The organism is Pseudomonas lini (assembly GCF_964063345.1).
GTDB lineage: Bacteria > Pseudomonadota > Gammaproteobacteria > Pseudomonadales > Pseudomonadaceae > Aquipseudomonas > Aquipseudomonas lini_B.
In genome coordinates, this window is the sequence record NZ_OZ061318.1 from 3,310,014 (window position 1) to 3,323,887 (window position 13,874).

Consider the following 13,874-nt stretch of genomic DNA (forward strand, 5'->3'; position numbering starts at 1 on the left):
ACGGTTCTGTGTCGTGTCAGCTCAGTTCGCCGCACAGGTCGAGTTCAACCAACCGCCGAACTTCAGCCGTCTCAAGCCCTGCGCCCAGCAACCCATGCAACTTGCCAAACGCCGCCTCGCGAGTCATGCCGCCACCGGACAACACACCGGCGTCACGCAAGCGGCTGCCTGCCTCGTACACGTCGAGCTGCACGCCACCTTCATGACATTGCGTCACCGCGACCACCACCACACCTTTGTCCCGGGCCCGTTCCAGGCTGGCGAGAAACTCGGGGTTGTCGCTTGGCCCGGTACCGCTGCCATAACATTCCAGCACCAGACCCTGAATACCGCTGTTGAGCAGGCCATCCAGTTGATCGGCACCGATGCCCGGGAACAGCGGCAGCACCGCGACCTTCGCCAACTGTTTAGGCTGGTTGTAGTTCAGCGGCTCAGGTATCGAAGACGCTTTCACGCCGCCACCCTGACGCTCCAGTCGCTTGAATGGATGACGACCGAAGCTGCGAACCTTGGCGCAACGGGTCGGGTCGAGCAGTTCACCGTGGAAGTACAGATGAACGCCCGGTGCGAGGCCCTGGCCAAGAGCAACCAACGCACCGCTGAGGTTTTCCCAGGCATCGCTGTCGGTCACGCCGGCCGGCAGCATCGAACCGGTGAAGCACACGCGGGCGTGCAGACCGAGCAATTGAAAGCTCATGGCCGCGGCGCTGTAGGCCAGGGTGTCGGTGCCGTGCAGGATCAACACGCTGTCGCAGCCCTGGACATCAACGGCATCGACCACCGCTTCACGCAGTTGCTGCCAGTAGGCGGGCGTCATGTTGGCGCTGTCGATCAGCGGCGACATCTCGCGAAAGCGCCACTGCGGTATCACCAGTTCGGGTTGGCTGTGCAGATACTCGCGCATCCGCGCTTCGAAACCGGACGCCGGGGCCAGGCCGTGGGCACTGGCTTGCATGCCGATGGTGCCACCGGTGTACAGCACCATGACGTGCTGGGCGGCAGGAAAAGTCGAAGGGTTCATGGAGGTTCTCCGAAAACGATGTGGGAGCGACGGTGCGACCTGCTCGCGATGGACCGGGGTCGCGCTCGAGCGATGTGGTCTCAAGCTCGAACCAAAACGGCAGCATCAAAAAAGCTGCCACAACATGCGACCGAGCATGACGCCGGTCGCAAGCTGTGTCACGCCGGGCGCAGGGGATGCGCCCGGTTTTTTACCGATCAGCGTTGCGCTGCGGTCACGCCTTGCGGCTCGGCTGCGGCCGTAGGAGCGGCGGCTGGCGGATTGGCTGGCCAGGCTTTCAGGTCCAGGTCCAGATCCGGGAACTTGCTCGAATCGAACACTGGGGTCTTGATGCCGGCAGCACGCTGGTCATCGTAGTCACGCAGGATGCGCATGCCGACCTTGAACAGCAGGAACAGCGCAATCAGGTTCACGAACGCCAGCAGGGTCATGGTGATGTCGGCGAACGCGAACACCGTGCTGAGGTTTTCGATGGCACCCCAGAAGATCAGTACCAGTACCAGCGCGCGATAGGCGATCAGTGCCTTGCGGTTTTCGCCGATCATGAAGCGCAGGTTGTTCTCGCCCAGATAGTAGTTGTAGAGAATCGAGGTGAATACGAACAGCGCCAGAGCCACGGAGATGAACATCCGACCCCACTCACCGACTACGGCAGCCAGGGAGTTCTGGGTCAGGGCAATGCCGTCGCCTTCGAAGCCCGGGGTGTAGAAGCCCGACAGCAGGATCAGCAATGCGGTGCAGGTGCAGATCACGAAGGTGTCGAGGAACACGCTGAACGCCTGAACCACACCTTGCGAAACCGGATGCTCGACCGAGGCCACAGCGGCGACGTTCGGCGCACTGCCCAGGCCTGCTTCGTTGGCGAACACGCCGCGCTTCACGCCCATGACGATGGCGCTGCCGATCAGGCCGCCGAACGCCTGGTCCAGACCGAAGGCGCTTTTGACGATGGTCATCAACATGCCCGGAACGTGGTCGAACTGCAGCACGATCACGTAGATGGTCACGCCGATGTACACCAGGGTTTTCACTGGTACCAGCAGGTCAGCGACCTTGGCAATCCGCTTGATACCGCCGATGAACACCAGACCCAACAATACCGCCAGGCCCAGCCCGGTGTACGTGGTGTCGAGGCCGAAGGCATTGTTCAGCGAGTGGGTTACGGCGTGGGCTTGCAGGCCGTTGAAGGCAAAGCCAAAGGTGATCAGCAGCAGGAACGCCATGATCATCCCCAGCCAGCGTTTCTGCAGGCCGTGCTGAATGTAAAAGGATGGGCCGCCGCGGAACTGACCTTCGGAGTCGCAGCGCTTATAGAGCTGGCCGAGGGAGCATTCGAAGAAGCTGCTGGACATGCCGACCAGCGCGGTCACCCACATCCAGAACACCGCACCGGGGCCACCAAGGGTCACGGCAATACCGACACCGGCGATGTTACCCGCACCGACGCGGCCGGCGAGGCTGAGCATCAGGGCCTGGAATGAGCTGAGCTGGCCAGCGCTGCTTTTCAGGCTGTCGCGGAAGACCGCGAACATGTGAAAGAAATGGCGGAACTGAACGAAACGCGAGCGGATCGTGAAGTAGCTACCGAGCCCGACAATGAGCACGATCAGTACTTTCCCTGAGAGGAAGTCGTTGATGACTTCGAGCATGGATTTTTCCTCGCTGTTTTTTGTGGGTGCAGATGCTGGAGGGTCCGACATATTGCGTTACACCCGCTTGCGCGTGGCTCAGCAGGTGGATCGACGTTCGTTCCGGTTCCATATCGCGGGATTGTTATTAGTTCGGGTTTCGCATGGGTTTGGGCCTCGTTAACGACGAGCACTCACGCGAAGAGGGGCGGCACTATACATAAGGAGAGTGCCGTCCGTCTGCACGATTGTGGTGCAAGCGACGAAACGAGAGTGCTGCAAAATCAAAAAATTGCAGCCTTCGGCAGCTTCTACAGAGGGTCTCAAACCCTGTGGAAGCTGACGAAGGCTGCGATCTTGGTGGTACTTAAAACATTCAACATGTTCGGAAAATCCGCGAATGGGTAAAAAAAAGGGCTTGAGGGAACATATCCCCAAGCCCTCAAAAGGTGAGAGGTGTCTAGTCCCTCGACCTGGTGAGCGTGGCTCTTCAAAAGAGCCTGCGTTTGGTTAAGCCTTCAGAGGCACCAGACGCGGAGCAATCATGTTTTCCGGACGCAGGATGTCGGCGAGCATTTCTTCGTCGAGCAAGCCTTCTTCACGCACCAGTTCCAGCACGCCGCGGCCGCTCTCAAGGGCGATACGGGCAATGCGGGTTGCGTTTTCATAACCGATGTACGGGTTCAGCGCGGTGACCAGGCCAATCGAATGCTCGACCAGTTCACGGCAGCGCTCTTCGTTGGCGGTGATGCCGACGATGCAGTGTTCGCGCAGCATGTCCATGGCGCGTTGCAGCAGGCGGATCGAGTCGAAGATCTTGAAGGCGATCAGCGGCTCCATCACGTTCAGTTGCAACTGGCCACCTTCGGCCGCGATGGTCAGGGCCAAGTCGTTGCCGATGATCTGGAACGCCACCTGGTTCACGGCTTCCGGGATAACCGGGTTGACCTTGCCTGGCATGATCGAGCTGCCTGGCTGACGTGCTGGCAGGTTGATTTCGTTGATGCCGGTGCGTGGACCGCTGGACAGCAGGCGCAGGTCGTTGCAGATTTTCGACAGCTTGACTGCGGTGCGCTTGAGCATGCCGGAGAACAGCACGAAGGCGCCCATGTCGGAGGTGGCCTCGATCAGGTCGGCAGCCGGCACCAGCGGTTGACCGCTGATCGTTGCCAGACGCTGAACGGCCAGGGCTTGATAACGCGGGTCAGCGTTGATGCCGGTACCGATCGCGGTGCCGCCCAGATTCACTTCGGTCAGCAACTCAGGTGCCAGGGTCTTCAGGCGCGCCAGGTCTTCGCTCAGGGTGGTGGCGAAAGCGCGGAATTCCTGGCCCAGGGTCATCGGCACGGCGTCTTGCAGTTGGGTACGACCCATCTTCAGGACGTGGCTGAATTCTTCACCTTTGGCGGCAAACGACTGGATCAGGCTGTCGAGGCTGGCCAACAGTGCGTCGTGACCCAGCAGCAGACCCAGACGGATCGCGGTCGGGTAGGCGTCGTTGGTCGACTGCGCCATGTTCACGTCGTTGTTCGGATGCAGGTACTGATATTCGCCCTTGCTGTGGCCCATGGCCTCCAGCGCGATGTTGGCGATGACTTCGTTGGCATTCATGTTGGTTGAAGTGCCAGCGCCGCCTTGAATCATGTCCACCACGAATTCTTCGTGGAAATCACCGCGGATCAATCGGGCACAGGCTTCGCTGATGGCAGCGTGCTTGGCGTCGCTCAGGTGACCCAACTCGCGGTTGGCGTCAGCGGCGGCCTGTTTGACCATTGCCAGACCGACAACCAGTTTCGGGTAATGCGAAATCGGAACGCCCGAGAGGCGGAAGTTGTTCACCGCTCGCAGGGTCTGGATGCCGTAATACGCTTGAGCAGGTACTTCGAGTACGCCAAGCAGGTCTTTTTCTGTGCGGAAAGATGCAGCGGAGGACATGATAGAAATCATCTCGATAGGGACCCGGTCTGTGCCGGAACACTGCAAATGCTAGGCTGGTGAACTATTTTGGGCCAATGCTGTTAAACACTAGCCTATGCACATTCGGCATAATGCCCGTGTGACGCCGCGTGTATGGCGAGCGTGTGACCTAAATTGGTGCGTGTCCGGGAGGGCGTGATGAATCTGGAAAGTAAATGGCTTGAAGACTTCAGTGCTCTGGCCGCCACCCGTAGCTTCTCCCAAGCGGCTGAACGACGCTTCGTGACCCAGCCTGCATTCAGCCGGCGGATCCGCAGCCTCGAAGCCGCGCTGGGGCTGACACTGGTCAATCGCTCCCGCACACCCGTCGAGTTGACAGCGGCGGGTCAGCTGTTTCTCGTTACTGCACGTACTGTGGTCGAGCAATTGGGTGAAGTGTTGCGCCATCTTCATCACCTGGAAGGCGGGCAGGGCGAGGTGATACAAATCGCTGCCGCTCACTCTCTGGCACTGGGTTTTTTCCCGCGCTGGATCGCACAATTGCGCAACGAAGGATTGAATATAGCCACGCGGCTGGTGGCCACCAACGTCGGCGATGCGGTGCATGCGCTGCGTGAAGGCGGATGTGATGTGATGCTGGCGTTCTATGACCCGGACTCGGCGATGCAAATGGACCCGGAGATTTTCCCGTCACTGCATCTGGGCGACACTGAAATGCTCCCGGTCTGCGCGGCCGACGCCGACGGCAAGCCGTTGTTCGACCTGGAAGGCGAAACCAGCGTGCCTTTGCTGGCCTACAGCGCCGGGGCATTTCTCGGGCGTTCTGTGAATTTGCTTTTACGTCAGCGAGCGCTGCGATTCACCACCATTTATGAAACCGCCATGGCCGACAGCCTGAAAAGCATGGCGCTGGAAGGCCTGGGCATCGCCTGGGTGCCGCAACTGAGCGTGCGCGCCGAGTTGGCGCGCGGTGAACTGGTGATCTGCGGCGGCCCGCAATGGCATGTGCCACTGGAAATCCGGCTGTATCGCTGCGCACTGGTGCGCAAGGCCAATGTTCGGTTGTTGTGGCGCAAACTCGAGGGCGGGGCGGCGAGCCCTGCCTCTTGAGATGGGTGGAAATCAGGGGTTCTGATTTTCAGCCAGAGGCAGACAACCCGAGGTGTTTCAGTCGAATTGATTGAGGTAGTTTCGAATATTCTCTCGGTTTTTTTCACTGAAACGGTAGTAATTACCCCGGAAAGTAGAACCTAGGTCGGCTTTCATAATTGTGTCGTGCCACCAGCCGTCGTAGACGACGTCAGCGTCTTCATGCGTGGCACCGAACATATGACCCACCTCGTGTGCAGGCGTCAAATAGGAGTTTATCGAGGCTAATGCAACTTGACCTTTTCCGGTTGCAACGCCAGCGACGGTGCTGTTCATAGGGCTGCGGGTTAACAACAAAAACTTGTTCAAGTTTGGATCGTAAGGGCGCGTGTCCTCTACTTTCGATGTTAACTCGCTAACCATTTTTCCCCAGCCACGATTGGAGTCTCCGGCGCTTTCATTTTTGTAGTTGTAATTGGTCATTTCCGGTGAGGAGTTTTTAGGGACGAAGATAATCAAGACGCCACGACCTGAAATATCTTCAAGCTCGATCTTCAGCCAAGAGAAATAATCATCGTAGAGCTTGTCTCGGTCGTACGCATCGAGGTCATCGTGGATATAAACCATTAATAGGATGGGGTTTTTCACGTTATAGTCCTTTATATGTTTTTTAGTGGGTCGAGCGAAATTGACTGATGGATGGTTTCCACCGTATGGTTCTATTTAATTGAGATATAAGTTGAAGTTTGTTGGCGCTCCCAGCAAGTAAAAGTTGTTTTATTAGATGTCTTGTATGTTGCTGATTAAATAATTATGGATGACAGGTAGTTGTATTTGTTGTGTGCGGTAAATCGATTCGCTACCGAAAAACGCCCATTGATTTATTAACCCTGGAGTCAAAAAACCGAAAATTCATGACGTGTGACAGCTGGTCGCTCAAGGGGCTGTTTATCTGCCTTATTGAGGTATACTGCGCGGCCTTCGGCCGGTTCGCCCGGCCATAATTCGTACAATCAAGCCACGCATCCTGCGTGGCTTGTTGTTTTTTGACGCGCCTGCGGGCGCCCAGAGAGAAGAGGCACGACGATGAGTGCACTGGTTGGCGTGATCATGGGCTCCAAGTCCGATTGGTCCACCCTTAGCCACACCGCCGATATGCTGGAAAAGCTCGGCATTCCTTACGAGGTGAAAGTGGTTTCGGCCCACCGCACCCCGGACCTGCTGTTCCAGTATGCCGAAGAGGCCGAGGCCCGGGGCATCGAGGTGATTATCGCCGGTGCCGGTGGCGCGGCCCACCTGCCAGGCATGTGTGCGGCCAAGACCCACCTGCCGGTGCTGGGCGTGCCGGTGCAGTCGTCGATGCTCTCGGGCGTCGATTCACTGCTCTCTATCGTGCAGATGCCCGCGGGCATTCCGGTCGCCACCCTGGCCATCGGCAAGGCCGGCGCGATCAACGCAGCGCTGCTCTCGGCGAGCATCCTGGGCGCCAAGCACCCACAATTTCATACCGTGTTGAAGAAATTCCGCGCTGAGCAGACAGACAGCGTCCTGGACAATCCAGACCCACGCATCGCCTGAGGTTGTTGACGATGAAGATCGGTGTAATCGGTGGCGGCCAATTGGGTCGCATGTTGGCGCTGGCGGGTACTCCGCTGGGCATGAATTTCGCTTTCCTGGACCCGGCGCCGGATGCTTGCGCAGCCGCGTTGGGCGAACACCTGCGGGCCGATTACGGCGATCAGGACCACCTGCGTCAGTTGGCCGATGAAGTCGATCTGGTGACCTTCGAGTTCGAAAGCGTCCCGGCCGAAACCGTGGCCTTCCTGTCGCAATTCGTCCCGGTGTACCCGAGTGCCGAAGCGCTGCGCATCGCTCGCGATCGCTGGTTCGAAAAGAGCATGTTCAAGGACCTGGGGATTCCGACTCCCGCGTTCGCCGACATCCAGTCGCAAGCCGACCTGGACGCCGCCGTGGCTTCGATCGGCCTGCCTGCCGTGCTGAAAACCCGCACCCTGGGTTACGACGGCAAGGGCCAGAAAGTCCTGCGCAAGCCTGAAGATGTGGTCGGTACCTTCGCCGAGCTGGGCAGCGTCGCCTGCCTGCTGGAAGGCTTCGTGCCATTCACTGGCGAAGTCTCGCTGATTGCTGTGCGTGCTCGCGATGGCGAAACCAGGTTCTATCCACTGGTGCATAACACCCACGACAGCGGCATTCTCAAGCTGTCCGTGGCCAGCACCGATCACCCGCTGCAAGCGTTGGCTGAAGATTACTCCAGCCGAGTACTCAAGCAGCTGGAGTACGTCGGCGTGATGGCGTTCGAGTTCTTTGAAGTCGACGGCGGCCTCAAGGCCAATGAAATCGCCCCGCGCGTGCACAACTCCGGGCACTGGACTACCGAAGGCGCCGAGTGCAGCCAGTTCGAAAACCACCTGCGGGCCGTCGCCGGTCTGCCGCTGGGTTCGACGGCCAAGGTCGGCGAGAGCGCGATGCTCAACTTCATCGGTGTCGTGCCGCCAGTAGAAAAAGTGATCGCGATCGACGACTGCCATTTGCATCACTACGGCAAGGCTTTCAAGGTCGGCCGCAAGGTCGGTCACGCCAATCTGCGCTGTGCAGACCGTGAGACGTTGGCTGAGCAAATCCTCAAGGTCGAAGCGCTCATCGCCGAATAGTTTCATGTGGCAACGGCGGAACCTTCAGGGACCGCCGTTCTCTGATGGCAGGATGCCAAAGTCTGTCTAGGCTTTCCGCATATCCAAATCATTCAGAGGGAAATGCCATGGGAATTATCGGAACCATCTTTATCGGTTTGATCGTCGGCCTGCTGGCTCGGTTTTTGAAACCGGGCGATGACAGCATGGGCTGGATCATGACCATCCTGCTCGGTATCGGCGGTTCGCTGGCGGCCACTTACGGCGGCCAGGCCTTGGGCATTTACCATGCTGGCGAAGGCGCAGGTTTCATCGGTGCTCTGGTGGGTGCGGTGGTATTGCTGGTGGTCTACGGCCTGATCAAAAAAAACAACTGATTGAAGTGACAAAGCCCTCTCTGCGTCCTCGCTGGAGAGGGCTAGAATGCTCGGCGTTGCCATCGTCACATTGCCCTATCCTTTGCCGAGCACTTTCATGCGCCGTCTTCTGTTGACTCTTCTCTTCCTGGGCAGTGGTTTGGCCCATGCCGGCGAACTGCCGGAAACCGACTGGCTCGAACTGATGCCCAAGTCGGACCAGAAAGCCCTCGAGGCCATGCCCGAAATCGATCACAACTCCCCGGAAGCCAACGGCACCTTTACCCAAAAGGGTGGCATGAAGCAGAGCAAGGGCTTGCCGGCGGTGATGTACTCGACCAAAACCGTGCCGTCGATGAACGACAAACACATCCGCATTGGCGGTTATCCGGTACCGCTGGAATCCGACGCCAAGGGCCGAAGCACGTTGTTCTTCCTTGTGCCGTACCCGGGCGCTTGCATCCACGTGCCGCCACCACCGCCTAACCAGTTGGTGCTGGTGCGTTATCCCAAAGGCTTGAAGCTGAATGACATCTATACACCGCTGTGGGTGACCGGCACGCTGAAGATCGAGACGGTCAACAACGACCTGGCGGATGCGGCTTATGCGCTGGATGCGGCGCAGGTGCGAGTGGTTAAAGAGTCGGATTTGTAGGCGTTCAAATGTGGGAGCGAGCCTGCTCGCGATGGCGGTTTAACAGTCAACATTGATGTTGGATGTTATGGCCTCATCGCGAGCAGGCTCGCTCCCACATTGGTTTACGGTGTTGCTATAAAGGTTTGCTACCGATGCTCACGCCCAGGGTATGACTCGCCCCAGGTGCCAGCGTCACCACATCGCCCATCACATTCGCCGTTTCAATGCATAGCATGCGCTGCCAGCCATCGTCGGCCATGTCGCTGAACGCTGCGGCGCGGTCGATCCAGGGGTTCCAGATCACCGCAGAGCGCGAACCGCTGCTGGTCAGTTCGATGCGTCGTTCCCAGTGCGGGTCAACGATGCTCAGCTTCGGCGGGGTATTGAGATAGATGCGGTCGGTCTCGCCGCTAAAATGCAGATCACCGGTCTGGGTGACGGTTTTCCAGTCGCCCAGGGTTTCGATATAGCTCAAGCCATCCAGCCCTTCAACGTGCACGTTGCGCACATCGCTGACCGCGAAATAGCTGTGCAATGCCTGGCTGATAGTGACCTGTTCGGCGCCCTTGTTTTCGCTCGTCAGGCTGATGTGCAACTGCTCATCCAGACGAATGCTCAGTTTCAAGTCCACCTGATGCGGCCATCCTGGCAGACCGTCTTCGGGGAAAGGCAGGACAAATTCCACCTTCAGGCTTTCGCCCTCGGTTTCGATGCCACCCAGTTCCCAGTCCATCGCCCGCACCAGACCATGGGCGGTCGGCGGTTCCTGGCTGACGCGCATGGCCTGGACACTCTGCGGGTTGCGCGACAGGTTACCGAACCATGGCCAGCACACCGGCACGCCGGCGCGGATACTCTTGCCAGTCTTGAATACCGCCTCATCGTTGAGCCAGATCAGCGGCGGCTCGCCGGCCAGTTGATAACTGAGGATGTGCGCGCCTTGCTGGGCCACCAGCAATTCGGCCTGACCGTGGCGGATGCGCCAGCAGTTCAGTTCATCCAGTTTCACGGCTTCAACGTTGGGCGTGCTCATGGGGCAACTCTCGATCAGGAACAGGACTGCAATGGACCGCAAAACGGTCGCCGGGTTTAACGCCCACTTTTTTTACGGACTCTGGTTTTTACCAGCTCCGGTTCAACGAGCTCTGGGCGGAACCGAGCGAGTGCGGCCGCTGCCGTCGATGGCGACGAACACGAAGACGGCTTCGGTCACTTTACGCCATTCGCTGGACAGTGGGTCGTCGCTCCAGACTTCGACCATCATCTGAATCGAGCTGCGGCCGATTTCCAGCGCCTGGGTATAAAAGGACAGTTGAGCACCCACCGCCACCGGCACCAGGAACGCCATGCGATCGATCGCAACGGTGGCTACGCGACCACCGGCAACCTTGCTGGCCATAGCGGTACCGGCCAAATCCATCTGCGCCACCAGCCAGCCGCCGAAAATATCGCCAAAGCCGTTGGTTTCGCGCGGAAGCGCGGTGATTTGCAGGGCCAGATCGCCTTGCGGGATTGGATCTTCTTGTTCGAGCTCTATCATGCCGGGGGTGCCTCTGACCCGTGACTCTTCATGTATGTAGCGGGTAAATAGCCGTCTTGGAAAAACGATTCAGCCCCGAACATACTACGTTCGTCACGTTTTTCGTAAGGCGCCTAAAGGGAAACTCTGCGAAATCGGCTGACAGGTGCCAACGACGGTTTCGCACAGCAACCCCTTACAAGCCGTTGCAATGTTACGAGTATATCGATCGGTAGACTCCGAGACGACCGTCCGGTTCTCATTTTGACCGTCAAATACGCGCCTCTATGTGCTTTTTCGAACAATTTGCTATCGTGCCGAACCTGCCCAAGCCTCTGCCAGCGTTGTTGAGGTTGCAGATCCGACTATAAGAGAAGCCCTTGCCATGACCACAGCGCCCTCGAGCATCGCGCAGCCCACCCAATCCGCACGTCCGCTGACCCGCAACGACTATAAGACGTTATCGCTGTCTGCCTTGGGCGGCGCTCTGGAGTTTTACGACTTCATCATCTTTGTGTTCTTCGCCACGGTGGTCGGCAAACTGTTCTTCCCCGCCGACATGCCCGAGTGGCTGCGCCTGATGCAGACGTTCGGCATCTTCGCCGCTGGCTATCTGGCGCGGCCGCTGGGCGGCATCGTCATGGCGCACTTCGGTGATCTGCTGGGGCGCAAGAAGATGTTCACCTTGAGCATTTTCATGATGGCAGTGCCGACCCTGATCATGGGCTTGCTGCCGACTTATGCGCAGATAGGTATGTGGGCGCCGATCCTGTTGCTGCTGATGCGGGTGATCCAGGGCGCGGCGATTGGCGGTGAAGTGCCTGGGGCGTGGGTATTCGTTTCCGAACACGTGCCACAGCGGCACATCGGTTATGCCTGCGGCACGCTGACCTGCGGTCTGACCGCCGGTATTCTTTTGGGCTCGTTGGTCGCCACCGCGATCAACAGCATTTACACGCCGGTTGAAGTCGCGGATTACGCCTGGCGGATCCCGTTCCTGCTGGGCGGTGTGTTTGGCCTGTTCTCGGTCTACCTGCGCCGCTGGCTCCACGAAACACCGGTGTTCGCCGAACTGCAACTGCGCAAAGCGCTGGCCGAAGAAGTGCCGCTGCGTGCCGTGTTACGTGACCATCGCGGTGCGATTCTGATTTCCATGCTGCTGACCTGGCTGCTGTCCGCCGGCATCATCGTGATCATCCTGATGACCCCAACCGTGCTGCAGACCGTTTACCACTTCTCGCCGACTACCGCATTGCAGGCCAATAGCCTGGCCATCGTATTCCTGAGTCTGGGCTGTGTGGCTTCCGGTGTATTGGCTGACCGTTTCGGCGCCGGCCGGGTGTTCGTGTTCGGTAGCGCCGCGCTGCTGATCAGTTCGTGGACGTTCTATCACAGCCTGTTCAACCATCCCGAGTGGCTGTTCCCGATGTATGCCCTGACCGGCCTGCTGGTTGGCACTATCGGTGCGGTGCCGTACGTGATGGTCAAAGCCTTCCCGGCGGTGGTGCGGTTCAGCGGGTTGTCGTTTTCCTACAACCTGGCCTATGCCATCTTCGGTGGCCTGACGCCGATGGTGGTGACGTTGCTCTTGAAGGAAAGCCCGCTGGGGCCTGCCTATTATGTGGCGATTATTTGTTGTGTCGGGATTCTTGTGGGTGGATATCTCTGGAAGAAAGGGCGGTAACCTTGTAACCGATCGTTCCCACGCTCTGCGTGGGAATGCCGCCATGGACGCTCTGCGTCCGCTTTTGAATGGGACGCAGAGCGTCCCGAGATGCATTCCCACGCAGAGCGTGGGAACGATCTATTGCTAGATGCTGGCCTTTCATCCAATTGTCATATTTCAGCCATAGAGTGTTCACACGGCCTGCTGATACTTGGCCCCGACTTAACACACCTATCTGCTAGGAGTAAGGCATGAAACTGAAGCGTTTGATGGCGGCAATGACTTTTGTCGCTGCTGGCGTTGCGACTGCCAACGCGGTTGCCGCTGTTGACCCGTCGATCCCGAGCTACACCAAGACCACTGGTGTGTCGGGCAACCTGTCCAGCGTCGGCTCCGATACCCTGGCCAACCTCATGACCCTGTGGGCTGAGAACTACAAAAAAGAATACCCGAACGTAAACATCCAGATTCAGGCCGCTGGCTCCGCCACTGCGCCACCTGCGCTGACTGAAGGCACCTCTAACCTGGGCCCGATGAGCCGCAAGATGAAGGACACCGAACTGGCTGCCTTCGAACAGAAATACGGCTACAAGCCAACCGCTATCCCGGTTGCCGTGGACGCCCTGGCTGTCTTCGTACACAAAGACAACCCGATCCAGCACCTGACCATGGAACAAGTCGACGCGATCTTCTCCTCGACGCGTCTGTGCGGCGCCAAAGCTGACGTGAAAACCTGGGGCGACCTGGGTGTGACCGGCGACCTGGCCAACAAGCCAGTGCAACTGTTTGGTCGTAACTCGGTATCCGGCACTTATGGCTACTTCAAGGAAGAAGCCCTGTGCAAAGGCGACTACAAGCCAAACGTCAACGAACAACCTGGCTCGGCTTCGGTCGTGCAGTCGATCAGCTCCTCGCTGAACGGTGTTGGTTACTCGGGCATCGGCTACAAGACCGCCAGCGTGAAAACCGTGGCCCTGGCCAAGAAAGGCACCACTGAGTTCATCGAAGACACCGAAGAGAACGCCCTGAACGGCAAGTATCCGCTGTCGCGTTTCCTCTACGTATACGTCAACAAGGCCCCGAACAAGCCTCTGGCCCCGCTGGAAGCCGAGTTCGTGAAACTGATTCTGTCCAAACAGGGTCAGGAAGTGGTTGTGAAAGACGGCTACATCCCGCTGCCAGCCAAGGTTGCTGCAAAAGCACTGGCTGACCTGGGTCTGCAAGAAGGCAACAACGTCGTAAAAAAGTAAAACCCTAGGTCCGGGGTAAACCCCGGACCTATGTAGGAGCGAGGCTTGCCCGCGAAGGGATCGCATCGCTTTCAAGGGAGAACCGAGGCGATCCCTTCGCGAGCAAGCTTCGCTCCTACAAAGGCTCAGGGTTGCCACGA

General features: G+C 58.5%; 13 protein-coding genes. 7 read left to right on the top strand and 6 right to left on the bottom strand.

What is annotated here, in order from left to right; genetic code table 11:
- Positions 1-16: 16 nt before the first annotated feature.
- The 3 genes from AB3226_RS15130 to aspA form a co-directional block, all read right to left on the bottom strand.
- Complete coding sequence (locus AB3226_RS15130) at positions 17-1,021, bottom strand: asparaginase (RefSeq protein WP_367373615.1); 1,005 nt, start codon at positions 1,019-1,021, stop codon at positions 17-19.
- A 197-nt stretch (positions 1,022-1,218) separates the two neighbouring features.
- Entirely contained in the window at positions 1,219-2,670 is a 1,452-nt protein-coding gene (locus tag AB3226_RS15135) for an alanine/glycine:cation symporter family protein (protein ID WP_367373616.1), read from the bottom strand.
- A 489-nt stretch (positions 2,671-3,159) separates the two neighbouring features.
- Positions 3,160-4,584 carry an aspartate ammonia-lyase gene (aspA, locus tag AB3226_RS15140; RefSeq protein ID WP_367373617.1) on the bottom strand — a complete coding sequence of 475 codons (1,425 nt, stop codon included), beginning with the start codon at positions 4,582-4,584 and terminating at the stop codon, positions 3,160-3,162.
- Positions 4,585-4,764: 180 nt separating this feature from the next.
- Here aspA and AB3226_RS15145 point away from each other — a divergent pair, with 180 nt between their 5' ends.
- Complete coding sequence (locus AB3226_RS15145) at positions 4,765-5,676, top strand: LysR substrate-binding domain-containing protein (RefSeq protein WP_367373618.1); 912 nt, start codon at positions 4,765-4,767, stop codon at positions 5,674-5,676.
- Positions 5,677-5,733: 57 nt separating this feature from the next.
- Here AB3226_RS15145 and AB3226_RS15150 read toward each other — a convergent pair whose 3' ends face one another.
- Positions 5,734-6,303: a reprolysin-like metallopeptidase gene (locus tag AB3226_RS15150; RefSeq protein WP_367373619.1), complete on the bottom strand. Its 570-nt coding sequence runs from the start codon at positions 6,301-6,303 to the stop codon at positions 5,734-5,736.
- 438 nt (positions 6,304-6,741) lie between these two features.
- Here AB3226_RS15150 and purE point away from each other — a divergent pair, with 438 nt between their 5' ends.
- The 4 genes from purE to AB3226_RS15170 all read left to right on the top strand — a co-directional run bounded on the left by purE (position 6,742) and on the right by AB3226_RS15170 (position 9,317).
- A complete protein-coding gene (gene purE / locus AB3226_RS15155) occupies positions 6,742-7,233 on the top strand; it encodes a 5-(carboxyamino)imidazole ribonucleotide mutase (RefSeq protein WP_003196369.1) in 492 nt (163 codons plus the stop codon).
- Between the two features lie 11 nt (positions 7,234-7,244).
- Positions 7,245-8,327, top strand: coding sequence for a 5-(carboxyamino)imidazole ribonucleotide synthase (locus AB3226_RS15160; protein ID WP_367373620.1), 1,083 nt, complete (start codon positions 7,245-7,247; stop codon positions 8,325-8,327).
- Between the two features lie 107 nt (positions 8,328-8,434).
- On the top strand, positions 8,435-8,683 hold the full coding sequence (locus AB3226_RS15165; protein WP_367373621.1) for a GlsB/YeaQ/YmgE family stress response membrane protein: 249 nt from the start codon (positions 8,435-8,437) through the stop codon (positions 8,681-8,683).
- Between the two features lie 97 nt (positions 8,684-8,780).
- Positions 8,781-9,317, top strand: a complete 537-nt coding sequence (locus tag AB3226_RS15170) for a DUF3299 domain-containing protein (protein WP_030132475.1) — start codon at positions 8,781-8,783, stop codon at positions 9,315-9,317.
- Between the two features lie 115 nt (positions 9,318-9,432).
- Here AB3226_RS15170 and AB3226_RS15175 read toward each other — a convergent pair whose 3' ends face one another.
- The gene (locus AB3226_RS15175; RefSeq protein ID WP_367373622.1) at positions 9,433-10,332 is read right to left on the bottom strand and encodes a D-hexose-6-phosphate mutarotase; all 900 of its coding nucleotides are present in this window, start codon (positions 10,330-10,332) and stop codon (positions 9,433-9,435) included.
- A gap of 102 nt (positions 10,333-10,434) precedes the next feature.
- Positions 10,435-10,839, bottom strand: a complete 405-nt coding sequence (locus AB3226_RS15180; protein WP_007896491.1) for an acyl-CoA thioesterase — start codon at positions 10,837-10,839, stop codon at positions 10,435-10,437.
- A gap of 364 nt (positions 10,840-11,203) precedes the next feature.
- Between AB3226_RS15180 and AB3226_RS15185 the strand changes: the two genes are divergently transcribed.
- Together AB3226_RS15185 and AB3226_RS15190 are read left to right on the top strand one after the other, a co-directional pair.
- Positions 11,204-12,502 (top strand): MFS transporter, encoded by a 1,299-nt coding sequence (locus AB3226_RS15185; RefSeq protein ID WP_367373623.1) that lies wholly within the window; start codon positions 11,204-11,206, stop codon positions 12,500-12,502.
- Positions 12,503-12,735: 233 nt separating this feature from the next.
- Positions 12,736-13,734, top strand: a complete 999-nt coding sequence (locus tag AB3226_RS15190; RefSeq protein WP_123357149.1) for a phosphate ABC transporter substrate-binding protein PstS family protein — start codon at positions 12,736-12,738, stop codon at positions 13,732-13,734.
- Positions 13,735-13,874: the final 140 nt, after the last annotated feature.